Annotated in this window: 28 protein-coding genes, 2 pseudogenes and 1 riboswitch; of the genes and pseudogenes, 11 read left to right on the top strand and 19 right to left on the bottom strand. The window is 72.2% G+C overall.

Annotated elements, in window-relative coordinates; genetic code table 11:
• Positions 1 to 248: G1 family glutamic endopeptidase (locus tag FHX73_RS30735; RefSeq protein ID WP_211786378.1), on the top strand; the 248-nt coding region annotated here is incomplete at its 5' end.
• Between the two features lie 147 nt (positions 249 to 395).
• Here FHX73_RS30735 and FHX73_RS46605 read toward each other — a convergent pair.
• The 10 genes from FHX73_RS46605 to FHX73_RS30700 all read right to left on the bottom strand — a co-directional run bounded on the left by FHX73_RS46605 (position 396) and on the right by FHX73_RS30700 (position 4,222).
• On the bottom strand, positions 396 to 839 hold the full coding sequence (locus tag FHX73_RS46605) for a DUF6230 family protein (protein ID WP_246213972.1): 444 nt from the start codon (positions 837 to 839) through the stop codon (positions 396 to 398).
• The gene (locus tag FHX73_RS46600; protein ID WP_246213971.1) at positions 815 to 1,096 is read right to left on the bottom strand and encodes a hypothetical protein; all 282 of its coding nucleotides are present in this window, start codon (positions 1,094 to 1,096) and stop codon (positions 815 to 817) included. The genes FHX73_RS46605 and FHX73_RS46600 overlap by 25 nt, the downstream gene beginning before the upstream one ends.
• A 7-nt stretch (positions 1,097 to 1,103) precedes the next feature.
• A complete protein-coding gene (locus FHX73_RS46595; RefSeq protein ID WP_246213970.1) occupies positions 1,104 to 1,313 on the bottom strand; it encodes a hypothetical protein in 210 nt (69 codons plus the stop codon).
• Positions 1,314 to 1,396: 83 nt separating this feature from the next.
• Positions 1,397 to 1,549: a hypothetical protein gene (locus FHX73_RS46590; RefSeq protein WP_246213969.1), complete on the bottom strand. Its 153-nt coding sequence runs from the start codon at positions 1,547 to 1,549 to the stop codon at positions 1,397 to 1,399.
• Positions 1,546 to 2,157 (bottom strand): DUF6114 domain-containing protein, encoded by a 612-nt coding sequence (locus tag FHX73_RS30720; RefSeq protein WP_246213968.1) that lies wholly within the window; start codon positions 2,155 to 2,157, stop codon positions 1,546 to 1,548. The genes FHX73_RS46590 and FHX73_RS30720 overlap by 4 nt, the downstream gene beginning before the upstream one ends.
• Positions 2,151 to 2,681, bottom strand: coding sequence for a DUF6230 family protein (locus FHX73_RS30715; RefSeq protein WP_145909140.1), 531 nt, complete (start codon positions 2,679 to 2,681; stop codon positions 2,151 to 2,153). The genes FHX73_RS30720 and FHX73_RS30715 overlap by 7 nt, the downstream gene beginning before the upstream one ends.
• Positions 2,681 to 2,974, bottom strand: coding sequence for a hypothetical protein (locus FHX73_RS30710; protein WP_145909139.1), 294 nt, complete (start codon positions 2,972 to 2,974; stop codon positions 2,681 to 2,683). The genes FHX73_RS30715 and FHX73_RS30710 overlap by 1 nt, the downstream gene beginning before the upstream one ends.
• 52 nt (positions 2,975 to 3,026) lie before the next feature.
• Positions 3,027 to 3,452, bottom strand: a complete 426-nt coding sequence (locus tag FHX73_RS30705) for a DUF6114 domain-containing protein (RefSeq protein ID WP_246213967.1) — start codon at positions 3,450 to 3,452, stop codon at positions 3,027 to 3,029.
• 117 nt (positions 3,453 to 3,569) lie between these two features.
• A complete protein-coding gene (locus FHX73_RS46585; protein WP_246213966.1) occupies positions 3,570 to 3,722 on the bottom strand; it encodes a hypothetical protein in 153 nt (50 codons plus the stop codon).
• Positions 3,683 to 4,222, bottom strand: a complete 540-nt coding sequence (locus FHX73_RS30700; RefSeq protein WP_246213965.1) for a hypothetical protein — start codon at positions 4,220 to 4,222, stop codon at positions 3,683 to 3,685. Before FHX73_RS30700 ends, FHX73_RS46585 begins: the two co-directional genes overlap by 40 nt.
• A gap of 304 nt (positions 4,223 to 4,526) precedes the next feature.
• Between FHX73_RS30700 and FHX73_RS47710 the strand changes: the two are divergent.
• Together FHX73_RS47710 and FHX73_RS47705 are read left to right on the top strand one after the other, a co-directional pair.
• Positions 4,527 to 4,640 (top strand): annotated as a pseudogene (locus FHX73_RS47710) (hypothetical protein); the annotation flags it as partial.
• A complete protein-coding gene (locus tag FHX73_RS47705; protein ID WP_425461460.1) occupies positions 4,610 to 5,245 on the top strand; it encodes a hypothetical protein in 636 nt (211 codons plus the stop codon). The pseudogene FHX73_RS47710 and the gene FHX73_RS47705, both read left to right, overlap by 31 nt.
• 62 nt (positions 5,246 to 5,307) lie before the next feature.
• On the opposite strand, the gene FHX73_RS47355 is transcribed toward FHX73_RS47705, so the two are convergent.
• Entirely contained in the window at positions 5,308 to 5,493 is a 186-nt protein-coding gene (locus FHX73_RS47355; protein ID WP_281292746.1) for a S26 family signal peptidase, read from the bottom strand.
• A 217-nt stretch (positions 5,494 to 5,710) separates the two neighbouring features.
• A pseudogene (locus tag FHX73_RS47350) lies at positions 5,711 to 5,938 on the bottom strand (S26 family signal peptidase); the annotation flags it as partial.
• Between the two features lie 567 nt (positions 5,939 to 6,505).
• Between FHX73_RS47350 and FHX73_RS45060 the strand changes: the two are divergent.
• From FHX73_RS45060 to FHX73_RS30675, 3 genes are all read left to right on the top strand, one after another.
• Positions 6,506 to 7,207, top strand: a complete 702-nt coding sequence (locus FHX73_RS45060; protein ID WP_170305148.1) for a phosphatase PAP2 family protein — start codon at positions 6,506 to 6,508, stop codon at positions 7,205 to 7,207.
• 102 nt (positions 7,208 to 7,309) lie between these two features.
• A riboswitch (M-box (ykoK) riboswitch) is annotated at positions 7,310 to 7,513 on the top strand.
• A gap of 283 nt (positions 7,514 to 7,796) precedes the next feature.
• Positions 7,797 to 8,528 (top strand): MgtC/SapB family protein, encoded by a 732-nt coding sequence (locus tag FHX73_RS30680; protein ID WP_145909137.1) that lies wholly within the window; start codon positions 7,797 to 7,799, stop codon positions 8,526 to 8,528.
• A 48-nt stretch (positions 8,529 to 8,576) separates the two neighbouring features.
• The gene (locus FHX73_RS30675) at positions 8,577 to 8,951 is read left to right on the top strand and encodes a VOC family protein (protein WP_145909136.1); all 375 of its coding nucleotides are present in this window, start codon (positions 8,577 to 8,579) and stop codon (positions 8,949 to 8,951) included.
• 6 nt (positions 8,952 to 8,957) lie between these two features.
• Here the strand turns inward: FHX73_RS30675 and opgC are convergent, their stop codons facing one another.
• The gene (opgC, locus tag FHX73_RS30670) at positions 8,958 to 10,106 is read right to left on the bottom strand and encodes an OpgC domain-containing protein (protein WP_281292745.1); all 1,149 of its coding nucleotides are present in this window, start codon (positions 10,104 to 10,106) and stop codon (positions 8,958 to 8,960) included.
• 196 nt (positions 10,107 to 10,302) lie between these two features.
• Here opgC and FHX73_RS30665 point away from each other — a divergent pair, with 196 nt between their 5' ends.
• Complete coding sequence (locus tag FHX73_RS30665; protein ID WP_145909134.1) at positions 10,303 to 10,569, top strand: hypothetical protein; 267 nt, start codon at positions 10,303 to 10,305, stop codon at positions 10,567 to 10,569.
• 105 nt (positions 10,570 to 10,674) lie between these two features.
• On the opposite strand, the gene FHX73_RS30660 is transcribed toward FHX73_RS30665, so the two are convergent.
• Positions 10,675 to 11,274 carry a hypothetical protein gene (locus FHX73_RS30660; RefSeq protein ID WP_145909133.1) on the bottom strand — a complete coding sequence of 200 codons (600 nt, stop codon included), beginning with the start codon at positions 11,272 to 11,274 and terminating at the stop codon, positions 10,675 to 10,677.
• Between the two features lie 93 nt (positions 11,275 to 11,367).
• On the opposite strand from FHX73_RS30660, the gene FHX73_RS30655 reads away from it, so the two are divergent.
• Positions 11,368 to 11,580 carry a hypothetical protein gene (locus FHX73_RS30655; RefSeq protein ID WP_145909132.1) on the top strand — a complete coding sequence of 71 codons (213 nt, stop codon included), beginning with the start codon at positions 11,368 to 11,370 and terminating at the stop codon, positions 11,578 to 11,580.
• Between the two features lie 62 nt (positions 11,581 to 11,642).
• Here FHX73_RS30655 and FHX73_RS30650 read toward each other — a convergent pair whose 3' ends face one another.
• Positions 11,643 to 13,370: an IS1634 family transposase gene (locus FHX73_RS30650; RefSeq protein ID WP_145908878.1), complete on the bottom strand. Its 1,728-nt coding sequence runs from the start codon at positions 13,368 to 13,370 to the stop codon at positions 11,643 to 11,645.
• 227 nt (positions 13,371 to 13,597) lie between these two features.
• Here FHX73_RS30650 and FHX73_RS30645 point away from each other — a divergent pair, with 227 nt between their 5' ends.
• Positions 13,598 to 14,401, top strand: a complete 804-nt coding sequence (locus FHX73_RS30645) for an alpha/beta fold hydrolase (RefSeq protein WP_145909131.1) — start codon at positions 13,598 to 13,600, stop codon at positions 14,399 to 14,401.
• Between the two features lie 20 nt (positions 14,402 to 14,421).
• On the opposite strand, the gene galK is transcribed toward FHX73_RS30645, so the two are convergent.
• The 4 genes from galK to FHX73_RS30625 form a co-directional block, all read right to left on the bottom strand.
• On the bottom strand, positions 14,422 to 15,570 hold the full coding sequence (gene galK, locus FHX73_RS30640) for a galactokinase (protein ID WP_145909130.1): 1,149 nt from the start codon (positions 15,568 to 15,570) through the stop codon (positions 14,422 to 14,424).
• Positions 15,567 to 16,655, bottom strand: a complete 1,089-nt coding sequence (gene galT / locus FHX73_RS30635; RefSeq protein WP_145909129.1) for a galactose-1-phosphate uridylyltransferase — start codon at positions 16,653 to 16,655, stop codon at positions 15,567 to 15,569. Before galT ends, galK begins: the two co-directional genes overlap by 4 nt.
• An 81-nt stretch (positions 16,656 to 16,736) precedes the next feature.
• The gene (locus tag FHX73_RS30630; RefSeq protein ID WP_246213964.1) at positions 16,737 to 19,208 is read right to left on the bottom strand and encodes a glycoside hydrolase family 95 protein; all 2,472 of its coding nucleotides are present in this window, start codon (positions 19,206 to 19,208) and stop codon (positions 16,737 to 16,739) included.
• A 62-nt stretch (positions 19,209 to 19,270) separates the two neighbouring features.
• Complete coding sequence (locus FHX73_RS30625; protein ID WP_145909128.1) at positions 19,271 to 20,293, bottom strand: LacI family DNA-binding transcriptional regulator; 1,023 nt, start codon at positions 20,291 to 20,293, stop codon at positions 19,271 to 19,273.
• A gap of 271 nt (positions 20,294 to 20,564) precedes the next feature.
• Here FHX73_RS30625 and FHX73_RS30620 point away from each other — a divergent pair, with 271 nt between their 5' ends.
• Together FHX73_RS30620 and FHX73_RS30615 are read left to right on the top strand one after the other, a co-directional pair.
• The gene (locus FHX73_RS30620; protein WP_145909127.1) at positions 20,565 to 21,866 is read left to right on the top strand and encodes an ABC transporter substrate-binding protein; all 1,302 of its coding nucleotides are present in this window, start codon (positions 20,565 to 20,567) and stop codon (positions 21,864 to 21,866) included.
• Between the two features lie 3 nt (positions 21,867 to 21,869).
• Positions 21,870 to 22,838, top strand: a complete 969-nt coding sequence (locus tag FHX73_RS30615) for a carbohydrate ABC transporter permease (RefSeq protein WP_145909126.1) — start codon at positions 21,870 to 21,872, stop codon at positions 22,836 to 22,838.
• Positions 22,839 to 22,876: the final 38 nt, after the last annotated feature.

Here is a 22,876-nt window from a genome sequence, read left to right as displayed (position 1 = left end):
CCAGCAAGCGCGAGAGCGGCCTGGCCCGCTCCTCCGCCGAGGTCATCGCCGAGGCCCCCTGGTCCGGCAGCGTGCTGCCGCTGGACGACTTCGGCACGGTCACCTTCGACAACAACACCGTCAACGGCGCCGGCCTGTCCGCCGCCAACCCGACCGGCATCGACATGGCCTCCGACTCCGGCACCCCGGAGGCCACCACCTCCGGCCTGAGCGGCAACGACTTCTCGATCACCTGGGACAGCCTGTAGGCCGTCCACCGGGCCCGGTAGGAACCTGTCGTCAAACCCGACCGGTCCACGGCCTGACTGGCTGACGGCTCCCGAGGGGCCGTCAGCCCACAATCGACTCTCCGGCTCTGACACCTGGTCACCTCCCCGCCACCGCAGCGGCCGCCCTCACGGCGTGCCCGGGGTGCCGGTCGGGGCCGGGGGTGGCGGGCAGCTGACCGTGCCCGGGTGGACCGAGATGGTCAGGCCGGGGGTGGTCAGCAGGCCCGGGACCTGGAGGTCGTCGACGGTCGCGGTGACCTGGTCGAACTTGGCGTAGCCGGCCTGGATCCCGAAGCGGTTCTCGGGGCTGAGGAGCGGGTTGGGCACCGGCACGCCGTTGGCGCCGGTGATGGTGGTGACGTCCGGGCCGTTGATGTTGAGGTCGACCAGGCCGTCCATGTCGAGCACGCCGGTGGCGGTGCGCAGGTCGAGCACGGTGTTCTGGGTGGTGATCTCCCAGGTGCCCGGGTTGCCGTCGCCCAGGGTGATCATCAACGTGTAGGTGGCGCCGAGGAATTGCTGCTGCTGGGCCAGGCAGAGGCCGTTCAGCAGCCCGTTGGCGAAGCCCATCCGCAGGGGTGGGCGGTGCCGGTGGTGCCGGTGGCGGTCTCGTAGGGCTGGTCGACCAGGGCGGCGGCGTAGTGGGTGCCGTAGAGGCTGCTGGTGGTGAGCTGGATCGCGCCGCTCTGGATGAGCAGTCCGCTGGCGAGCGCGCCGCCGGCCAGCGCGCTGCCGATGCCGCCGGCCGCGAGCAGGGCGGGAGGGCGACCAGCAGGGCGCCGCCGCCAGTGGGTCCGGCCCTCGGGCATCTCGTCCATGGCGCTCACGGCGTGGTCACCGTGATCGTGCCGGGCAGGTGGACCGGGTGTTGGTGGAGCCGAGCGCGGCGTGGTCGTCGGTGGTCTGGATGCCGTAGACGTCGGCGTCGAAGCCGCTGGCCCCCGCGTTGAGTTTGATGAACGACCCGAAGAAGTTGAGCAGGCCCTGCACCCCGCAGATCGGGACCAGCACGGTGACGCAGATGTTGTTGATGGTCCCCCACATCACGGTGGTCTCCGGTGCGCCGGCGGTGTCGAGGCCGCCGAAGGAAACCGGAGTTGGGGATGTCGATGGTCAGTGCCGTGCCGTCAGGGGCGGTGTGGGTGACGTGCATGTGGCTGTTGATCTGCAGCTGGGGTGAAGGTGTACTGGGTGGTGGTGACGGTGGTTCCGTCGGACAGCCGGACGGTCACGCCGTTGGTCACCGACAGCCCGACTGCCGTCAGGTCGTCGATGGTCACGTGCATGGGTTTCGGTGTCGGCAGGAACGGCATGCCGAGCGGAGTCGGCTCGCCGGGCAGCACAGCCGGGGTGGCGGCGTGCGCGGCCGACGGGTTCTCGCCGGGCAGCACGGCGACCGCGACCAGCACGCCGAACACCCCTGCCACGCAGAGCAGTCGGCGCCAGCGGCCGGCCTCAGCACCTCCCGCTCCCGCTCTCGACCGGGGCCCGCCCGGCCCTGGGCGCGGCGCCGGCGGCGCGGGCCCCAGCCGACGATCATCGCGCCGCCCAGCACCACGAGCAGCATGCCGAGCAGGAAGCCGCCCAGGTTGGAGACCACCAGCGAGACCACGGCCAGCACCGTGCCGAGCAGGCCGAAGGTGTTGTAGCGCTGCCGGGGCAGCGCCAGCGGGATCAGCCCGCACAGCATCATCCCGCCGCCGACCAGGTAGCCCGCCAGCGCGTCGAACCCGGTGACCGTGACCAGCCGGATCGCGCCGAGCGAGAACTTCAGCACCGTCCAGCCGCCCAGCACCAGCCAGAGCGAGCCCCAGAACGGGCGGGTGCGGCGGAAGGCCCGGAACCAGCGCCGGCCCGCGCGGACGCCCCGGGCGGTGGCGGTCAGCACGAGGTCGCCGATCCGGGCACCACCCTGATCGAGAGGGACTGCAGGGTCAGCGAGCCGGCGATCTCGGCGGTGTTCGCGGTGGCGTTCAGCCCGGCCAGGTTGACGGTGCTGCCGCCCGGGCCGGAGCCCGCCGAGCCGAGGCCGAAGCCGCCCGCCTGGGCGCCGGTGAGCGGCGAGCCCGCCACCATCACCTGGTCGGCGGCCATCCCGAGCACCGCGTTCTGCAGCGTGGTGCTGCCGCTGGCGCTCAGCGAGGGCGCCTCGATGTAGAGGTTGGAGGCGTTCAGGTCGGTGGTGAAGGTGGTCGGCGGGGTGACGGTGACCTGCTGACCGGCCGTCAGCAGCAGCGAGTACCCCCACCCCGGCGAAGGACTGGTGGACGATCCCGCACAGCCCGGCCAGGTTGGCGCTGGCGAAGCGACCCGGGCCATCGCGGTGGTGTTCGAGGTGCTGCCGGTGCTCGACTCGACTGTGGGCGTGTTCAGGACGGCCCCGAAGCCGGTGCCGGAGACGCCGTTGGACATCAGGGTGAACGGGGTGTCGGTCCGTTGAAGCTCGCCGCGAGCGCACCCGTGGCGATGCTCGCCCCGAGCGCCCCGACCCCGAGCGCAGCGGGCAGCAGCACGGCGGCCGAGCGGCCCCAGCGGGTGCCGCGCCGGGTGTCGTCGGCGGCCTCGGCCAGCATCCGCCGGTTCCACTCGGTGGCGGCCGCGCGGCCGCGGTGGCGCCAGAACCGCACGGTCGCCCGGCAGCGGCGGATCCGGCGGCGCAGGGGTGGGGTGCCGTGCGATCGGGCGGACGACTGACGGATCGTCATGACTGCCTACTCTGTGATGGATTCGCCGGATCGTTCGGGAACTGACTGGACATCAGGCCTCCTTCTCCTCGGTCCGGATCCGCCGGAACCGCCGCCACCTGCGGGCCGGCTTGGCCGGCATCCAGCCGACGGCCATCGCGCCGCCGAGGACGGCGAGGAACATCCCGACGAAGAACCCGCCGAGGTTGGTCAGCGGGAAGGAGGCGACGCCGACCAGCACCGCGATCACCCCGGCGGTGTAGCGCTGACTGGGGATCAGCAGCATCAGCAGGGCCAGCGCCATCAGGATCGCGCCGCCGGCCATGCCGGTGATGCCGCCGAGGCCGACGTGCAGCATGGCGCTGATCGGGGCGAGCGGCAGGTAGAAGATGATGAAACCGCCGAGGGCGGTCCAGACCGCGGCCCAGAAGGCCGGGTGCGGCGCCAGCGGCGGTGGGCGAGCCAGATCCCGGAGCGGGCCTGGGTGGTTCTCGGCCATCGTGGACCTCGCGGGGCGTGGGGAGTCGGGGCGGGTGGTGCGGTTCCCGGCCGGTGGGGCCGCGGTGCGGGTGGAGTCCTGGTGGGTCGGACTCCACCCGGGTGTGCGGTGGGCGGGTCAGCAGTCGCTGCCGCCGGTGCCCTTGCCCGCGGTGTCGCCGTTGACCAGCGAGATGCTGAGGTTGGGCAGGGTGATCGCGCCGCCGAGGGTGGCGCCGTTGGCGTTGGCCTTCAGGCCGCTGATGTCGGTCTCGCCGCCGGTCGCGTCCAAGCCGAACTGGCCGGCCGAACCGTCGGTGATGCCGCTGTTCTTGATGTTGGCGCTGTCGGCCGCCGCGCGATGTGTTGGGCGTGGTGCCGCTGGCGTTCAGGGTCGCGCTGGCGCCCGTGATCGCGTTGCCGTCCAGGATCAGGTTGCTGGCCTGCAGGCCCTGGCCGGCGTCGAGCTGAGCGGTTGGTCAGCGGGGTGGCGGCCGCCGGTGAGGTGATGTTGAGCGACCAGGTGCCGACCGTGCCGACCAGCGGCAGGTTCACCGACTGGGTGGCGTGGATGCAGACCCCGTCCAGGCCGGCCTTCGGCAGGCCCACCTCGGAGACGGCGGCCGGGTTGCTGCCGGCGTTCACCGTGGTCATGACGGTGCCGAGGCCCTTCGGGGCCGCGACGGTGGTGGAGCTGAGGGTGAACGGGACGGCGGTCAGCGACAGGTTCGCCGCCAGCGCGCCCTCGGTCATCGCCATCGCCATGGCGGTGATCGCGACGGCGGCCGGCACGGCCACCAGGGCGCTGCGCCGCCAGCGGGTGACGCCGCGCGGTGGCGCGACCGCCCGCCCCGCTCGACGGTTCGGTGTGTTGTGGGGTGCCTTCCTCGGATCTCTCCTGCATGGGTCACTCCGACGCTCTTCCCGCCTACGGCGGGGGGGTGGGTGAGGGCACTGCCGATGAGCCGATGACGGGAGGAACCGTGAGGAATCCACCCGAGTCGGTTTACAAGGTTCTGGCAGTGTGTCCAGAACGTAGGCACTATCAGACGGTCCGTCAATAAGCCGAGCAGGATTCGCTGACTAGACTCCGCGAATGGCCTGGTACCGCGATCCCGAAAGGTCCCCGGTGCGCGATCGGCTGCTGGACTCGGCCGCCGAACTGATCGCCGACCGCGGATTCCGCCGGCTGCACATGACCGAGATCGCGACCGTGGCCGGAGTCAGCAGGCAGACGGTCTACAACGAGTTCGGCTCCAAGGAGGGCCTGGGCCATCAGCTCTTCACCCGCGAGCTCGACCGGATCGCGCTCGGCATCCTGGCGCAGCTCGACGCCAACCGCGGCCGGCTGCGCGCCGCCACCGAGGCGGGCGTCGGCTTCATCCTGCGCGAGGCGGACGTGAACCCGCTGCTCAGAGCGGTGCTGACGGCCGATCGGGACGAGGAGAACGGGCTGCTCGCCTACCTGACCACCGCTCCGGCGCCGCCTTCGACACCGTCTCCGAGCTGCTCACCGGCTACACCGAGGAGGTCTGGCCGGACGTCGACCCGCTCTCCCGCTCGCTCGCCGTGGAGGCCGTGGTGCGCCTCACCGCGAGCCACCTGCTCCAGTCCTCGGCGGACCCCGAGCAGTCCGGGCGCGCCGAGGCGGTGCGGCGGATCGCGGAGATCGTCATGCGGGTCTCGGGGGTGGTCGACCCCCGAGCCGGAACCGACCGATGCGGAACCGACCGGGCCGGAACCGCCTGCCCCGGCCGGAATCTGACGGCACCGAATTCCCGCTACCCGCCCGTTTCGTTTATCCGGTTCCGCTGATCCCTTTCCGGCTGCCATTTCCGCTACGCCCCGTATCGCTTTTCCGCTCGGCGAATTCCGCTTCAGGCGGAGGGCGCCGGCACCGGGGACAGCGTCGGGCCGGTCGGCAGGGGGCCGAACGCGCCCAGCGGCCAGACCCGCAGGCCGATCCGGCCGCTGACGGTGGCCAGGTCGCCCCAGCCGTAGCTGCGCGCGTCGTCGGAGCCGTCGGGGTTGTCGCCCAGGAAGAACAGCTTGCCCGGCGGCACCGCCTGCGCGTGCGCGGGTCGCGTCCCGGCGGCCGTCCGGCTGGCAGCAGTTGCTGCTCCGGTGCGCCTGCCCCGGCCAGGTCGACTGGTCCACCCGGTACCACTGGCCGCTGCCGCCGGGCTGGACCAGCACGGTGAACGGGTCCTGCGGGGTCGAGTCGATCTCCACCCGGTCGCCGGGCAGGCCGATCACCCGCTTCACGATGGTGGTGTCCCGCCCGGGGGCGCGCAGCAGCACCACGTCGAACCGGCGCGCCGTGCCGCCCGTGCCCGGGACGGTCAGCAGGCGCTGCCCGTTGGCCAGCGTCGGCTGCATGCTGTGCCCGTCGACCCGCACCGCGAGCGCCGCGACCGCCACCGCCAGGGCCGCGCAGAGCCCCACCGACACGCCCAGCGCGACGAACAGCACCCGCCGGACCCGCCGGCCACCTTCGCCCCGTGCCATCGCACCCCTCCGGACTCGTGCGCCAAGACCGCCAAGACCGCCGAGCGTGCGGGCTGCGCCGCGCGGCCGTCAAGTACCGCGCACGGCCGGGGAACTGACCGGCGGCCGGCCCTGGCGTGTCACGGCCTCCGGCTCGCCGGGCACATGTCAGACTGGCGCGTCGGCCGGGCCGCAGGTCATGGGGGATATGGGGGGCGGCGTTCGCACCGGGTGGCCGCACACGTGGCAGTCCTGCCAAGAGTTAAGATCCAGTCGCGCGTGAAGCACACGAACGAGTGCCGCGGCGGTCGGCGGAAGCGGGGGAAGCATGGAGGTCCGGTTCGGCGTGTCCACAACCCTGCCGGGTCGTCAGCACGTGAAACCAGCCGCCCCGGAGCTCACGCGCTCAAGGAGGGGATCACGCTGAAGAACGACTACGCCCAGCCCGGTGCCACGATCGACACGGCACCCGGCGGGCTCGACGGACCCGCCGCACCACCTCTCGAAGCGCCGTCACTCGAAGCACTGCCGGCCGCCGCGGCGCGGCGGCCGTGGTGGCGCCGCGCCCGGTGGGAACTGCTGCTGCTGGTGTACGCGGCCTACGACGGCAGCCGCCTGCTCGCCAGCAGCAGCCTGCCGCAGGCCCAGCAGCACGGCCGTGACCTGCTCGCCGGCGAGCGGGCCCTGGGCCTGAGCCCCGAGCACTGGCTCAACCGCCTCTTCGCGCAGCACCCCTGCCTGGGCGTGCCCGCCGACTTCGCCTACGCCACGCTGCACTACGCGGTCACGGCGGGCGTGCTGTTCTGGCTGTGGCGCTACCGCCGCGAGCACTACGTGCGCGCCCGCACCTGGCTGGTGCTGACGACGACCCTCGGGCTGGTCGGGTTCATCGCGTTCCCGACCGCGCCGCCACGACTGCTCGACAACTCGTCAGGGTTCGTCGACGTGCTGGCCCTGCACTCCTCGCTCGGCTGGTGGAGCGGCGGGGGCGGCGTGCCGAAGGGGCTCGCCGCGATGACCAACGACTACGCGGCGATGCCGAGCCTGCACGTCGGCTGGGCCCTGTGGTGCGGGCTGCTGGTCTTCCGGCACAGCCGCAACCGCGTGCTCCGCGTGCTCGGGCTGCTCTACCCCGCGACCATCGCCGTCGTGGTGATGGGCACGGCCAACCACTACCTGCTGGACTGCGTGGCCGGCGTCGGGGTGACACTGCTCGGCCTCCTGGGCACCCGTCAGCTGTCCCGGCTGGGCAGGTGGTTCGGCGCCCGGCGCGCCCCCGGCCGAGCCTGACCCGACCACCGACCCGGGTGCTCGAACACCGGGGAAAAGGTCAAGACTTCGTAAAGGTGTTTAGTGACCCGCCGGATCGGGTCTAGGCTTGGCGAGGTTTGAAAGGCACCTCGTTCGGTGAGGCGTCTTCACGGACACAGGCCACTGACCCGACGACGTCGAGAGACGCCCAGGTTCAGGACAGGTCTTCCCGACTTAAGGGTTGACCCCAAGTGGCTTCCCGCGCCCCGCTATGGGCCCCCGGCCGGCGGTCGGGGCAGGGATCACGCCGTGGAGTGCCAAAGCTCTGACGAGTTGGGGTGAACCGGCACCACTGCGGCCGCGCATCGCGGCTGCGCCGGTGAACTCCTTGCCGAGTCGATGACGCGCGCCACGGGGCGCGTGCGACCGGGAGGAGGCGAGAGACATGGATTGCAGTAGTCCGGGCCACAGTAGCCCCTGCCCCCGCCTGTCCTCGTTCTCCGTCGGCATGCGATAACCACCCTCCCTGCACGCTCTTCTGACGGAGCGTCAGACCCGCGCGGTGCCGCCGCCGCGGGTCCCGGTGGTGCGCGCCCGGCGGCCGCCCTCCCGACAAGGAGGTGCCCCCGTGCACACCCTGACCACCCTCGACTTCCTCACCCGCCTCGCCACCGGCGTCGGCTGCGGCGCCCTGATCGGCGTCGAGCGCCAGTGGCGCGCCCGGATGGCCGGCCTGCGCACCAACGCCCTCGTCGCCGCCGGCGCCACCCTGTTCGTGCTCTACAGCGAGGCCGTCGGCGACGCCACCAGCCCCACCCGGGTCGCCTCCTACGTGGTCTCCGGCATCGGCTTCCTCGGCGGCGGCGTCATCCTGCGCGACGGAGCCGGGGTGCGCGGCCTCAACACCGCGGCCACCCTGTGGTGCTCCGCCGCCGTCGGCGTGCTGGCCGCCTCCGGGCACCTCGACCTGGCCCTGCTCGGCACGCTCACCGTGCTCGCCGTGCACCTCGTGCTGCGCCCGGCCGGCCGGCTGCTCGACCGGGCGCCCGCGAGCGGGACCGACCCGGACGCCACCGTCCGCGCCACCGTCCACCTGCGGTGCGACCGCCGCTCCGAGAGCCACGTCCGCGCCCTGCTGCTGCAGGCGCTCGCCGGCTCCGGCCTGGCCCCGACCGGCCTGCGGGCCCGCCGGGAGCGCGAGGACACCGCCAGCCTGCGGGCCACGGTCGCCATCACCGGCGACGTCGCCGCGGCGCTGGAGCAGGTGGTCTCCCGGCTCTCGCTCGAACCGGGCATCCAGGACCTGCACTGGCACCTGGAGGAGGAGCCCGACCGCACCGAGCAGGAGGCGCTCGCCTGACCGGGCGCGCTCCGACCCCCGAAATCCCTACCCCGGAAAGAGACATCCATGATCACCGCGCTCGACCACGTCCAACTCGCCGCGCCGCCCGGCACCGAGCCGCTGCTGCGGGCGTTCTACGGCGACGTGCTGCAGATGGCCGAGATCGCCAAGCCCGCCCCGCTCGCCGACACCGGCGGCTGCTGGTTCGCCGCCGACGGCGGACGGGTGCGCATCTACCTCGGCATCGAGGAGGGGTTCCGCCCCACCCACAAGGCCCACCCCGGACTCGCCGTCAGCGAGATCGACGAGTTCGCCACCCGCCTCGGCGAGCTCGGCGCCCTGGTGGTGTGGGACGAGACCCTGCCGCCCAGCCGCCGGTTCTACACCCAGGACCCGGTCGGCAACCTCCTGGAGTTCGTCGAGAGCGCGCCGCAGTCTTAGGACCGGTCAGGCTCCCGGTAGCAGGAAGGCCAGGAAGCGGGTGCGCACGGCGCAGAAGACGACAGCGATGATCGTCAGGTCGACGCTGGTGTTGAACCAGAAGCCGCGCGGCCCGAAGACGAAGGGCACCAGGAAGATGAAGAAGCTCTGCGCCACGTAGACGTAGAGCGAGTTGCGGCCGAAGGGCAGCAGCACCTTGCCGACCGTGCGCGCGATCGGGGCCTCGAAACGGCGGATGAGCACGTAGGTCCCGGCCGCGCTGACCGGTGCGATCACCGGGCGCAGCAGGCCCAGCCGGTTGTTCTGGAACAGCTCGTTGTACAGCGGCGAGCTGGTCCACTCCGGGTGGTAGAGCAGCACGGTGCCGGCGGCGTAGATCAGCACGGCGGCCAGCACCAGGGCCCAGCGCAGCGTCAGCCGCCGGCGCGGTGCCAGGCGTCCGACCCAGCCGCGCAGGTCGTCCCAGTGGTAGCCGGCCACGGTGCCCAGGAAGAAGTAGACGCCCCACTGCAGGAACGGGCTGGCGGCGCCGGTGGCGAACTGCGAGGGCAGCACGTAGCCGGCGTACGCGAGCAGCACCACCAGCGCGGCGAGCCGGCGGGAGAGCAGCCAGACGGCCAGCGGCACCAGCAGGAACATCGGCACGTAGAAGGTGAGGAAGTCGGCCCAGCCGTAGGTGTAGCGCAGCATCGCGGCCCGCCAGAGCAGGGCCGCCGGGGAGGAGCCGGTGTCCAGGCCGACCTTGACCGCGGTGACGCCGCGTGCCGCGGCCAGCCGTCCGATGCAGGTGAACAGCAGGGTCAGCGTCACGGCGACCAGGTACAGCCGGCCGGCCCGCTGCCAGGAGTTGCGCGCCATCCGCGCCGCCCCGTGCCGCTCCAGGTCGCGCCGGCGCAGCATGCCGACCAGCAGTCCGGCGATCAGGAAGAAGTTCTCCGCCTCGGAGACCAGCAGCGAACCCCGTCCGTCCACGTCCCCGAGCAGCGAGGGCAGGTAGTCGAGGTGCACCGCCGCGAGGATCGCCACGTAGTAGCCGCGCATCAGGTCGAGGGTGACGACCCGCTCGCGTCTGGGCCCGCCCGTCCCGACCCGCGCGTTCGCCGGGACGAACCGGGCGACTCGGCCTGACCTTGGCACATGGAGGAGCGACGTCATACCGACAGTCGGCCAGACCAGTCTTTGACGGGTCTGAGAGCTGCCCTCCCGGAATCTTGAGAGATCGCCGCCCGGTGAGCTGAGATGAATGGAACCCATTGACTGGTCCAGACCAGTTCACTAGCCTTCTTCCGACCCCGCCACGGCGGAGTCCGCACCCCAACTCCCCTCCCCCACAACCGAAAGGCCCCGCACCATGACGCGACGTCTCCGTACCGCAGCAGCGCTCGCCCTCGCGCTCGGCGCCGGCCTGGTGGCCGCCGGCACCGCCGAGGCCGCCCCGGCCCCCGCGCCCGGTTACACCTGGCACGCCGAGTACTACTACCAGGACCAGTGCCAGAGCATGGGCAGCCTCGGCGTCACCAACCACCAGTGGACCGCCTTCTACTGCACCTGGACCCCGTTCAACCCCGGCTTCACCGGCTCCGGCATCCTCGGCGAGGCCGACCTCTACGTGAACTAGCCGGACCGGGCCGAGGCGAACGAAGCTGACGGCCCATCGGACCGCCTCCGCGGCGCGACCCGTTCGCGGAGGCGCCCGCGTCGGCCGCCGCCTCCCGTGCCACGGTCAGGTCCGGGCGACCTCCAGCGCGACGATCAGGCAGGCCACGCCGACGGCCGTCCCGTACAGGGAGTACGCCCAGCCCCGGAGGAACTCCCACCAAGCGGGCAGGGCCTCGTCGAGGATGCGGCGGGCAGTGCGGGAGATCCGCGGCGCCGGGACTACCGGCATGGCCGCCTGGCGCTCCACGGCGTCGCGGACCAGCCGGTAGCCCTCCAGGGTGGTCACGCCGAGCCGCACTCCTCGGCGGTCCTTCACGATGAGCGCGGGCGAATCGTACGTGCCGCGGGAGAGGAACTCGAAGCTGCTGATCCGCGCGATCTGCCCGAGGTCGACGGTCCGCTCGCCGGTCCCGGTCCGGGCGGTCAGCAGGTTCGGGTCGGCCTCGTGCACGCGCAGCGGCCCCCGGGCCGAACAGGTCGTGGCAGCCAGCATCGGCAGCAGCCCGCCCACGAAGGCCACGAAGAGCACGAACGGCGGATCCGGAGCCGGCCGCACCCAGAGCGCCGGCCCGAGCGTCAGCGCCACAACCACGCCGAAGTAGAGCATTCCCCGCCTGCGGGCCTTCGCCCTCGCCAGCGCCGGTGGTACCCCCGAGTCGTCCACGACCGGCAAGCCTAGCGCTGTGACCGCAGGGGTTCGCCGGGTTTGCCGAAAAGCCGGTAGCAGTACAACCCGCCAGTCCGGACCCTGTGGTTCATGACGTGGACGCTGAGCACCTCGCTGGACTATTTCCGCTCCGCGGCAAGCGAGTTCCTCGCTGCTCATCCTGCGGCGGTGGTCGGAGTTGAGGCATTCGCCCGCAGTCAAGGAGCCGAGTTTCATCGCGGCGTGACGGCCCTGGTAAGCCCGAGTTCGACAGTTGGCGGGCACACGATCATGTCGGATTTCGGGTGTGACCTGCGGGAATAGGCGTGAGGTGCCGTCGGGGGCGTGTGTCCACGCCTCCGACAGGTCTTTGTCCTGGTCAGGGCCTATTCGGCGGTGGTGAGGCCGCTCAACTTTGCCGGCATCGGGATGCCGCAGCTCTTGAAGATCCGCTCGTGGGTGTCGGTGGTCTGGGTGGTCTGTTCGAGCCGTCCGGCGGGCCCGGCGAGGGTGACCTGATGGATGCGCTGCAGTTCGGTTCTGATGGTCCGCCAGGTGAGGTCGGTGCGGCGTTCGGCGACGCGGATCAGTAGCAGCGCGAGCCAGCAGAGCAGGACGTGAGCGCGGATGCGGTCGTCGAGGCGGTGGTAGACCGGCCGCAGATACAAGGTCGACTTCATGGTGCGGAAGGCTCGTTCGGCTTCCAGGAGGTTCTTGTAGCCGAGTGCGACATCCTCGGCCGTCAGGTCCGGGTCGGACGTGGCCAGCAGGTACTTCCCGTCGAGGTTGGCCTCGGTCTTGGCCTTGGCGCGGTCGATGGACAGTCGGCCGGTCGTGGACTGCTTGAGCCAGCGGCCGAGGGAGGGGTGGTCCCGCAGTGCGCACTCGGCCTTGCGGTGGGGCGCGTCGGACGGCATGACGGCTCGCTTGAGGCCGGCCTTGGCGGCGCGCTCCCTGGCCTTCTTGGCGTCCGCCGCGCGGGCGGCGGCGATCCGGTCGAGTTCTTCGGTGATCGCCTGGAGTTGCTGCTCGCGCCGAAGCTTGTCCCGTTCGGCTTCGGCGGGGTTGTGGCAGATGATCCAGCGTCTGCCGGGATCGGAGTCCAGGCGGACCTCCTTGACCCGCAGGTTGTCCCGGACGTGCTGGTAGCGGCCCTGCCTGGCGAGGGCCTCGGCAGCTTTTGCGGAGCCTTCGCGCATCTTGACGCCGGTGATGTAGTGCCCGCCGGCGCGGGCGAGGCAGGCGAGGTTGGCCTCGCCGGAGAAGCCGGAGTCGGTGACGGTGACCACCCGGCCCAGGCGCCAGGCCCGCAGATCGGCTTTGACCTGCTCGATCACGCTCTGGTCGCTCGTGTTCCCGGCCCAGGTCCAGCAGCGGACCGGGATGCCCTCGCGAGTGACGGCCAGGCCGATCACGACCTGCGGGAGGTCCTTGCGGTGGTCCTTGGAGTGCCCGTAGCGGCGAAGGGCCCCGTCCGCGGTGTCGGCGTCGTCGCGTTCGAAGTAGGTGCTGGTGGTGTCGAAGAAGATCAGGTCGACCTCTAGGTCGAGGAGGTTCGCCGCGGCGAAGAACACCGCTTCCTGCACGGCGGATTGGGTGTCTTCGCCGACGAGCAGATCCATGGCCCGGTAGGCGTGCTGTTCGGCGATCTCACCCGCGCCGGGGATCACCACGTCCCGACTCGCCCACTCACTCGCGGCCCGCTTGGAGTCCGGTGCCACCGCCCGGTTGGCGACCAGCGCGAACAGCGCCCGCTCCACGTCCGTGCGAAACCGGCGCGCGTCCAGCACCTTGGCCAGGGCCTGGTCGATGCCCAGCAGCTTCCACAGGCCGTCCAGCAGCCAGACCGCACCGAGCGGGCGGGAGGCCACCACCTCCAGCGGGCCACCCTCGACGCCCAGCGGCTCGGCGACGTCCACGTCCGTGTCGCCGAGGTAGCGGTTCAAGGACGCGACCAGACGCCGCAGGGAGTCCAAATCAAGCTTGTCCTCCCGCCCGAGGTTGAGCAGCACGTCAGCCTGCGTCGTGCCGCCCACCCGCCGGTTCGTGGCCAGCTGCACGTACCGAACAACGCTGCCGTCCTTGTTCCGCCGCTGGGTCTTCCGCACGTACATGCCCGCATGATGCCCAGTCAGCCCGGGCCACAGCAGCAGAACACCTGAACTCGCGTGCCCGCAGCCCGATACCGCTCCAGACCACTCAAATCACGCTGACCTGCGATGACATCCGATCGCACCCGGTCGTGTGCCCGCCAACTGTCGAAGCCGGGGTAAGCGTCGAGTCTTGTCAGTTCCGGATGCCAGGATCTCGGTACTGGCCGATGATCAACAGGAGTCCTTGCATGCCGACCGCTACCGCCTCCGGGACCACAGTGCCCTACCTCCGCCAAGGGTCCGGCCTGGGCCTGTTGCTACTGCACGGCACCAACAGCGATGGCGCAACCGGGTTCGGACCGGTGATCGACCGCTTCACCGACCAACGGACGGTCCTCGCGCCCGACTACGCCGGCTCCGGCGGCTCGACCGTCCCTGACGGACCGCTGGACCTGGACCTGCTGACCACGCAGGCGGCCGCGGTCATCACCGACGCCGCCACGGGACCGGTCGACGTGGTCGGCGTGTCCTTGGGCGCAGTGGTCGCGGCGGCCACCGCGGCCGCACACCCGCACCTGGTCCGCCGCCTGGTCCTGGTCGCCGGATGGGTCAGCAGCGATGACCCACGCCACCGCCTGGTGTTCCAGACCTGGCGAACGCTGGAAGCCTCCGACCCCGCGCTCGCCACGGCGTTCGGGCTTTCACTGGCGCTGAGCCCCGGCTTCCTTGCCGGACTGGGCCACGAGCGTGTTGCGCAGTTCATCCAACGCCGCTCGCCCGACGGCACCGCGGCCCGGATCGAACTGGGGCAGCGCGTCGACCTGCGCAACCGGCTCCCGCAGATCTCCGCTCCAACGCTGGTGATCGGCCTGACCCAAGACAACCTGGTCCCCGCAGCGCACGCCCGCGCCATGCACCAGGCGATCCCCCACAGCCGCTATACCGAGATCGACAGCGGCCATGCGGTCGTCCTGGAGCAACCGGACCAGTTCGTCCGCCACGTCCGCGACTTCGTCCTGGACGAGCCGGATCCAACCGCAACGCGCAGGTGACCGGCTCCCCCCCGGCGCGCTCACCCCAGTCGGCAGGCCCCCGTGGACGGGCGGGCCGCGACGACCCGGGGCAGCTCGTAGCCCGCTCGGCGGAAGGCCGCGCCGACTGCCGTCGCCACGGCGGGTGCAGCGCCCGCGTCCACCAGGACCAGTACCGAGCCGCCGAAGCCGCCGCCCGTCATCCGGGCCCCGTGGGCGCCCGCGGACAGGGCCGCCGAGACGGCGAGGTCGGCCTGGGGCCAGGAGACCCGGTAGTCGTCGCGCAGTGAGGCGTGGCCGGCGGTGAGCAGGGGGCCGAGGGCGGCGTAGGAGCCGGTGTCGAGCAGGGTCGCGGCCTGTTCGACCCGGGCGTTCTCGGTGACCACGTGGCGGACCAGTGGGCGCAGTTCGCCCGGTAGGGCGGCGAGGGCCGGGGCCAGGGCGTCCGGGTGGAGGTCGCGCAGCGCGGGCAGGCCGAGCAGGGCGGCCGCGCGCTCGCAGCCGGCGCGCAGGGCGGCGTAGGCGCCGTCGCCGAGGTCGTGCTTGGTGCGGGTGTCCAGCACCAGCAGGTGCATGCCTGCGCCGGCCAGGTCGAGCGGGAGTTGACGCAGCGTCAGGTCGCGGGTGTCGATCAGCAGCGCGTGGCCCTCCTGACAGCAGGCCGAGGCGAGTTGGTCCATCGCCCCGCAGGGGACGCCGACGAACTCGTTCTCGGCCCGTTGGGCGAGCAGCGCCAGCTCGGTGGCGCCGAGTCCGAGCCCGTGGAGGTCGTTGAGGGCGAGCGCGGTGGCGCACTCCAGGGCGGCCGAGGAGGAGAGGCCGGCGCCGAGCGGGACGTCGCTGTCGACGTGCAGGTCCAGGCCGCCCACCGGGTGCCCGGCGGCGCGCAGGGCCTGGAGCACCCCCGCCGGGTAGCCGGCCCAGCCGTGCACTGCGCCGGGCCGCAGCTCGTCGAGGCGCAACTCGACCGGCGGGCCGGCGACCTGGGCACTGGAGAGCCGCAGCACCCCGTCCGTCCGGCGGCGCACGGCGACCCGGGTGCGGCAGGGCAGGGCGAGCGGCAGCACCAGCCCGCCGTTGTAGTCGGTGTGCTCGCCGATCAGGTTGACCCGGCCGGGCGCCGCCCACACGCCCTCGGGCCGGGCGCCGTACCGCGCTCCGAAGGCGAGCCGGATCCCGTCCCCCGTCACGTGGCGACCTCGCGCAGCCGGGCGGCGGCGTCCTCGGGGGCGACGTCGTTGACGAAGGCGTCCATGCCGGACTCCACGCCGGCCAGGTACTTGAGCTTGCCGGCGGTCCGCCGGATGGTGAACATCTCGATGTGCAGCGCGAGTTCGTCGCCCCGGTGGGCGGGCGCCTGGTGCCAGCCGGCGATGTAGGGGGTGGGCGGCTGGTCCGGGCCGAAGATCCGGTCGAAGCGGCGCAGCAACTCCAGGTAGATTCCGGGGAATTCGGCGCGCTCGGCCTCGCTCAGCCGGGTCAGGTCGGGCACCCGCCGGTGCGGGTAGACGTGCACCTCGTAGGGCCAGCGGGCGGCGAACGGCACGAAGGCGGTCCAGTGCTCACCGGCCAGCACCACCCGGGTGCCCTCGGCGCGTTCGGCGGCGAGCAGGTCCTCGAAGAGGTTGCGGCCGGTGGCGGCGCGGTGCACCCCGGCCTGCTCGATCATCCGGGCGGTGCGCGGGGTGGTGAACGGGAAGGCGTAGATCTGGCCGTGCGGGTGGGCCAGCGTCACGCCGATCTCGGCGCCCCGGTTCTCGAAGCAGAAGACCTGCTCCACGCCGGGGAGTTCAGCGAGGGCGGCGGTGCGGTCGGTCCACGCGTCCAGCACCAGCCGGGCCTGGTCGGGGGTGAGGTCGGCGAAGGAGGAGCCGTGCTCGGCGGTGAAGCAGACCACCTCGCAGCGCCCGGTGCCGGACCGCTCGGCGCGCAACGGCGTCTCGCTGTCGCCGAGTTCGACGGCGCTGCGCATGGCGAGCGAGGGGAAGCGGTTCTCCAGCACGGCGACCTGGTAGTCGCCGGCCGGGATCTCGGTGAGCCGGCCGTCCCGGGTGGGGCAGAGCGGGCACTCGTCGGCCGGCGGGTGGTAGGTGCGCGACTGGCGGTGGGCCGCGATGGTGACCCAGGCGCCGGTGGCCGGGTCGCGGCGGATGGTGGACAGATGGGCGGTGGGGCTCAGCGGGCGCTGGTCGTCGGCCGTGCGCGGGGCGGTCCCGGCGGGGTCGAAGAAGAGGAGCTCGCGGCCGTCCGCCAAGGTGGCACTGGTTTTGGGCATGGCTGTCCCTATCGGTGATGACTGGCAAGCGAAGATGACGAGCAGGCAGAACGGAGTGACGGCGGAAGAAGTGACGGTAGATCAGCTGTAGCGCGGGCAAAGGACCAGGTCGCCGGAGTCGGCGACGGTCAGCCGCAGGCCGTGCGCGGTCGCCAGGGCCTGCGCTCGCACGACCCGGCCGGTGCGGTCGGTCACCGCGCACGCCGTGGCGCCGGGCGGCAGCAGCACGGTCAACTCCTCGTCCGTGCGCCGGTGCAGGACGGCCTCGGTGAGGCGGCCGGCCGACCAGCACAGGTCGACGGTCGTGCCGCTGCGGGCCCGCAGACCGTCGGCCCGCCCGGTGGCCCAGGCGGCGGGCAGCGCGGGCAGCAGGCGCAGCACCGCGTTGTGGCTCTGCAGCAGCAGTTCGGCGATGGCGGCGGTGATGCCGAGGTTGCCGTCGATCTGGAAGAGGTCCGGCGGGTGCAGGCCGAGCAGGTTGGGGGCGGTGTACCGGTCGAGCAGCTCCCGCACGCTGCGGCCGGCCAGTTCGCCGTCGCCCAGGCGGGCGGCCAGGGCGACCGTCCAGGCCCGGCTCCAGCCGGTGGAGCCGCCGCCGTGCGCCAGTCGGCGTTCCAGGGCGAGCCCGGCCGCTGCGGCGCCAGCGGGGTCGGTGAGCGGGTCGAGGGCGCTGCCGGGGTGGAGCCCGTAGAGGTGGGAGAAGTGGCGGTGGCCGGGGTCCTCCTCCGGCAGGTCCTCCCACCACTCCAGCAGGCGGCCGTCCGGTGCGGTGCCGGGTGGTCGCAGCCTGGCGCGGGCGGCGTCGAGCTGGGCGGCGAAGGGCTCGTCCGTGCCGAGCAGCCGGGCCGCGGCGGCGGTGTTGGCGAAGAGCTCCCCGGTGAGCCAGTGGTCCATGGTGGCGCCGGCGGCGACGGCGGTCAGCGTGCCGTCGGGCAGCCGGAAGCGGTGCTCGGGCGTGGTGGAGGGGCAGGTCACCAGTCGGCCTTCGGCGTCCTCGGTGAGGAACTCCAGCAGGAACCGGGCGGCCCCGCGCATCAGCGGGTAGGCCCGCCGGGCGAGGAAGTCCGGGTCGCCGTCGAAGAGGTGACGCTCCCACAGGTGCGCGCAGAGCCAGGCGCCGCCCATCGGCCAGTTCGCCCAGACGGGTTCGCCGGAGACCGGGTTGGCCGCGCGCCACAGGTCCACGTTGTGGTGCACCGTCCAGCCGCCGGTGCCGTAGTAGGTCTCGGCGGTGCGGGCGCCGGTGACGGCGAGGTCGTCGAGCAGGTCGAAGAGCGGTTCGTGGCACTCGGCCAGGCCGGTGGTCTCGGCCGGCCAGTAGTTCATCTGGAGGTTGATGTTGGTGGTCCAGTTGGCGTTCCACGGCGGGACCACCTGCGGGTTCCAGATGCCCTGGAGGTTGGCGGGCTGGGTGCCGGGGCGCGAGGAGGCGATCAGCAGGTAGCGCCCGTAGGCGAAGAGCAGTGCGGCCAGGCCCGGGTCCTCGGCGCCGGCCCGGGCGAGGGCGAGGCGTTCGTCGGTGGGAAGGTGGTCGGCGGGCTGCGGTCCGGGCTCGCCGAGCCGGACCGTGCAGGTGTCGAAGAGCCTTGTGTGATCTGCGACATGACGGTCCATCAACTGCTGGAAGCTCGACGGCGTGGCCGCCGCGAGCTGCGCGGCCACCTCCGCCAGCGGCCCGTCCTCGGGGCCGACCGGCGGCACGTCGTAGCCCCGGTAGCCGGTGGCGACGGCCACCAGCAGCAGTACCTCGTCGGCGCCGGTGACGGTGACCGTGTCGCCCTTGCCGTGCACCCGGCCGCCGGTGGCGAGCACCCGCAGTCCGGCGGCGAAGCCCGTCCCGGCGTCGGGCGTGTAGCTCGCGGGGTCCGGCTCGCCGAAGGCGAAGGCGGCCGGTGCCCGGCCGCCGACCAGCAGGTCTCCCCCGCCGGTGACCCGGGCGGTGGCGCCGGGGTGCGGGGTGTCGAAGTGCGCGGTGAGGTCGAGCCGCCCGGGCACCGAGGAGGTGATCCGGGTGACCAGCACCCCGTCCGGCGCGGAGACGAAGGACTCGCGCACGATCTCGGCACCGCCGCTGCGGTACCGGACCCGGTGCACGGCGCGGGCCAGGTCCAGGGAGCGCTCGTACTCCTCCACTTCCCGTTCGCCGAGCCCGAGTTGGAGGGTGGCGAGGGGCTGGTAGGCGTGCAGGTAGGGGCCCTGCATGCGCAGCGCGAGCTGCTCGGCGCGGGCGTAGTCGCCTTCCCGCAGCACGGCGGTGCGCAGCTCGGCCAGGTGCTCGGCCGCGCCTTCGCGGTCGCGGGGTCCGGGTCCGCCGGACCACAGGGTGTCGGCGTTGAGCTCGACGGTCTCGCGGACGCCGCCGTACAGCATGGCGCCGAGGCGTCCGTTGCCGAGCGGGAGCGCCTCCAGGAAGGAGGCGGCCGGTCGGCGGTACCACAGTCGGTCGGGCGCGGGACCGGATCCGTCGGGGGTGGACCCGTCGGGAGTGGACCCGCCCGACGGTGGGTCACCCGGACCGGATCCGCCGGGCACGGAGCCGTGGTCGATCGACAACTGAATGTCCTTTCGAAGAGCGTGCGGCGGCGTCCCCCCGTCACGGGCGGGACGCGCGCCGGTCAGGCTCCGGGGCGGCCCGGCGGGTCGCCGACGGGGCCGGTGCTGCCGCGGGCGACCAGTTCGGGCCGCAGCAGCTGGAGCGAGTTGGTCGGGGCGGCCGACTTGGCGACGGCGCGCAGCAGCAGCTCGATCGCCTGGCGGGCCATCTCCCGGCTGGGGATGGCCACGCTGGTGAGCGCCGGCCAGGTGAGGCGCGACTCGGGCACGTCGTCGTGGCCGACGATGGAGAGGTCGTGCGGTACGGAGCGGCCGAGCGAGCGCGCCGCCTCCAGGGCTCCCAGCGCCAGCACGTCGTGGGTGGCGAAGAGGCCGGTGACGGCCGGGTCGGCGGTGAGCGCGGCGGTGGCGGCCACGTGGCCGCCGGGCTGGCTCGGTTCGGGGGCGTAGTGGACGGCGCTGTCCGGCACGGCCAGGCCGTCGGCGGCGAAGGCCCGCCGGAAGCCGCGGATGCGGGTGCCGTGGGCGGGGCTGGCCAGCACCGCGACCCGCTCGTGGCCGAGTTCGCGCAGGTGGCGTCCGGCCAGGTAGCCGGCCTGCTCGTAGTCGATGGTGACCACCGGGAAGCTGTCCGGCACCTCGCTCTCCCAGGCGCACAGGGCGACCGGGAAGCGGGCCTCGGCGAGCAGCGGCAGGTGGTCGATCAGGTCGTTGTCGCCGGCGATCAGCAGGGCGTCGACCGACCGGCTGGTCAGGCTGGCCAGGTGGCGCCTGGCCCGCTCGCCGTCGAGCCGGGTGGTGGAGAGCAGCAGGTGGTAGCCGTGCTCCTCCAGCACGTCCTCGACCTCCTCCACCACGGTGGCGTAGAAGGCGCCGACCACGCTGGGGACGAAGAGGCCGACGGTCCTGGTCGCGCCGGTGGCGAGCGAGCGCGCGACCAGGTTCGGCGTGTAGCCGAGTTCGGCGATCGCGGCCCGGACCTTGGCGGCGGTCGCGGGGCGCACGGGCACCCGGCCGCTGATCACGTTGGAGACGGTCTGCTTGGTGACTCCGGCGCGGTCCGCCACGTCCTGCATCGTCGCCATGTGTGCGCCCTTCGGCATTTGACCGGTCCATTGACTATGCCCGAAGGCTAGATCCAGCCCCTGGACCGGGTCAACCCACGTTCGCGCATCATGCGAGGTCCGCGCACTGATGGAACGTCAGCCGTCGACTACATGACCGAAACGTTACCTGTCGTGGACTTGTTTTACCGGTCAAGAGGCTCGTACGGTTCAGGCCATCCGGCGGGCCCCGCATCGTGACCCTCCGCCGACGATCCTGCTGCGCGACCTCCGCGCCTGTGAGAGGACCCCCATGGGAAGAATTCCCTCGACCCCGCTCCGCATCCTGGGCGCCGCCACGGCCGCGGCCCTGGCGCTCGGCCTGACCGCCTGCGGCAGCAGCGGCTCCGGCGGCGACGCGAAGTCCGGCGGCAGCTTCACCTACTGGTCGATGTGGCGCGAGGACGAGCCGCAGGCCAAGGTGCTGAAGGCCGCGATCGCCGACTTCACCAGCTCGACCGGCGTCAAGGTCAACGTCAGCTGGAGCGGCCGCGACATCTCCAAGAAGATCGGCCCGGCGATCGCCGGCAACCAGGCCCCCGACCTGTGGGACGACTCGAACGACGTGATCTACGGGTCGACCGCCGCCGCCGGGCAGGCCCTGGACCTCACCCCGGTGCTGAACGCGCAGATCCCCGGCGACAACCAGCTGGTCTCCGACGTGATCCCGAGCAAGTACTTCGACATGCTGCCCAAGGACCCGGGCGGCTCGGACCACTACATGGTCCCCTACGAGGTGGCCACCACCGGCATGTACTACAACGCGGCCGACCCGGACACCGCCGCCGCCATGCCCAACCCCCCGGCCGACTGGGCCGGCCTGCTGAAGGTGTGCGACGCGCTCAAGGCGAAGGGCAAGCCCTGCATCGCCTCCGAGGGCGAGGACCCGTGGACCAACGGCCTCTACTTCGACTACCTGTTCAGCGCCGGCGGCGGCAACGTCGAGAAGCTCTCCGCCGACAAGTCCGGCGCGACCTGGAACGACCCTGCGGTGCTCACCGCCGCCCAGCAGGTCGAGCAGCTGGTCAAGGGCGGCTACCTGATCCCCGGTTACGACGCCACCAAGTACCCGGCGCAGGAGACCAACTGGTCCGCCGGCAAGGCCGCCTTCTACATGGACGGCAGCTACGTCACCTCCGAGGTCGCCAAGGAGGTCCCGGCCGGCTGGAAGTTCGGCTCGCTGCTGCCGCCCGGCGCCAAGAGCCCGGACGCCTCGCTGTTCGGCTTCGCGATCCCGAAGAAGGCCAAGCACGCCGCGGCCGCCGAGAAGTTCATCGCCTTCTTCCTGCAGAAGAAGGAGCTGACGGGGATCTCCACCACCGCGCTGAACATCACCCCGCGCGCCGACATCTCCGCCCCGCCCGGGCTGGAGGACGCGCAGAGCACGCTCAACGGCCCCACCGTCCGGCTGCCCTACGACGGCGTGGCGGGCGACTGGCCGGCCAAGGTGTTCAACCAGAACTACCTCGACCTGTGGCACGGCAAGCTCACCGCCGCCCAGTTCGTCGCCAAGTGCAAGGCCGACCAGGTCACCTACTGGCAGACCCAGGGCTGAGCCTTGAGCAGCACGATCCACGACACCTCCCGGGCGGCCCGCTCCGCCCGGGCGGCCCGTCCCAGCTCCACCCGTCGCGGTGCCGGCCCGCACGAGCGCCAACAGCGCCGGATGTTCTGGCCGTTCACCGCCCCCGCGCTGATCGTCTACGCGGTGCTCTTCCTCGCCCCCGTCGGCTACGCCCTGTGGACCAGCTTCTACAAGTGGGACGGCATGGGCGCGATGCAGTGGCGCGGCCTGCGCAACTACCAGGTGCTGTTCCAGGACCCGGCGTTCCGGACCTCGCTGGTGAACACGCTGGAGATGATGTTCGTCGGCGGCGCGGTCACCTTCGCGATCAGCTTCGCGCTGACCCTGGTGCTGCGCGAGATGCGCGGGCGGCTGTTCGCCCGCTCGGTGCTGTTCTTCCCCTGCCTGGTCAACGGCATGGTCTTCGGCATCGCCGCCGGCTTCCTGTTCTCCCCCAGCGGGCCGGTCAACGAGGCGCTGCACTTCTTCGGGGTCACCACCCCGCCGAAGTGGCTCTCCACCGACAACCTGCTGCCGATGGTGATGGGCACGCTGATCTGGACGGCCACCGGCTACTACACCTCGATCATCATGGCCGCGGTCGACCAGATCCCCGAGTACCTCTACGAGGCGGCCGAGTTGGACGGGGCCAACGCCTGGCAGCGGTTCCGCCACGTGACCCTGCCGTGCGCCTGGGACGTCATCTCGGTGTGCGCCGTGCTCTGGACGGTCAGCTCGGTGAAGATCTTCGAGCTGATCCTGCTCTTCGGCGGCAGCAGCAGCGCCTACCCGCCGGTCAGCAGCTGGAACACCGCGCTGTACGTCTACACCGAGGCGTTCCCGCAGGCCACCGTCCCCCGGATGGGCATGGCCACCGCCGCCGCGATCACCAGCCTGCTGCTGGTCACCGTGGTGACGCTGGTGCTGCGGCGGCTGATGCGCCGCGATCCCATCGAGTACTGAGCCGCCACGGACTCGTCCACCACTGAGAAAGGTCGCAG

The organism is Kitasatospora viridis, from assembly GCF_007829815.1.
Lineage (GTDB): Bacteria > Actinomycetota > Actinomycetes > Streptomycetales > Streptomycetaceae > Kitasatospora > Kitasatospora viridis.
This window is presented reverse-complemented; position numbering and strand designations above follow the sequence as displayed.

What these genes read in the sequence shown, in the direction of transcription:
- FHX73_RS46605 (WP_246213972.1), bottom strand. Translation starts at nt 839, where the DNA reads ATGGGCTTCGCCAACGGGCTGCTGAACGGCCTCTGCCTGGCCCAGCAG.
- FHX73_RS46595 (WP_246213970.1), bottom strand. Translation starts at nt 1,313, where the DNA reads ATGTGGGGGACCATCAACAACATCTGCGTCACCGTGCTGGTCCCGATC.
- FHX73_RS30715 (WP_145909140.1), bottom strand. Translation starts at nt 2,681, where the DNA reads ATGTCCAACGGCGTCTCCGGCACCGGCTTCGGGGCCGTCCTGAACACG.
- FHX73_RS30710 (WP_145909139.1), bottom strand. Translation starts at nt 2,974, where the DNA reads ATGACGATCCGTCAGTCGTCCGCCCGATCGCACGGCACCCCACCCCTG.
- FHX73_RS30705 (WP_246213967.1), bottom strand. Translation starts at nt 3,452, where the DNA reads ATGGCCGAGAACCACCCAGGCCCGCTCCGGGATCTGGCTCGCCCACCG.
- FHX73_RS30675 (WP_145909136.1), top strand. Translation starts at nt 8,577, where the DNA reads ATGATCACCGCGCTCGACCACGTCCAACTCGCCGCGCCGCCCGGCACC.
- opgC (WP_281292745.1), bottom strand. Translation starts at nt 10,106, where the DNA reads ATGACGTCGCTCCTCCATGTGCCAAGGTCAGGCCGAGTCGCCCGGTTC.
- FHX73_RS30665 (WP_145909134.1), top strand. Translation starts at nt 10,303, where the DNA reads ATGACGCGACGTCTCCGTACCGCAGCAGCGCTCGCCCTCGCGCTCGGC.
- FHX73_RS30655 (WP_145909132.1), top strand. Translation starts at nt 11,368, where the DNA reads ATGACGTGGACGCTGAGCACCTCGCTGGACTATTTCCGCTCCGCGGCA.
- FHX73_RS30650 (WP_145908878.1), bottom strand. Translation starts at nt 13,370, where the DNA reads ATGTACGTGCGGAAGACCCAGCGGCGGAACAAGGACGGCAGCGTTGTT.
- FHX73_RS30645 (WP_145909131.1), top strand. Translation starts at nt 13,598, where the DNA reads ATGCCGACCGCTACCGCCTCCGGGACCACAGTGCCCTACCTCCGCCAA.
- galT (WP_145909129.1), bottom strand. Translation starts at nt 16,655, where the DNA reads ATGCCCAAAACCAGTGCCACCTTGGCGGACGGCCGCGAGCTCCTCTTC.
- FHX73_RS30625 (WP_145909128.1), bottom strand. Translation starts at nt 20,293, where the DNA reads ATGGCGACGATGCAGGACGTGGCGGACCGCGCCGGAGTCACCAAGCAG.
- FHX73_RS30620 (WP_145909127.1), top strand. Translation starts at nt 20,565, where the DNA reads ATGGGAAGAATTCCCTCGACCCCGCTCCGCATCCTGGGCGCCGCCACG.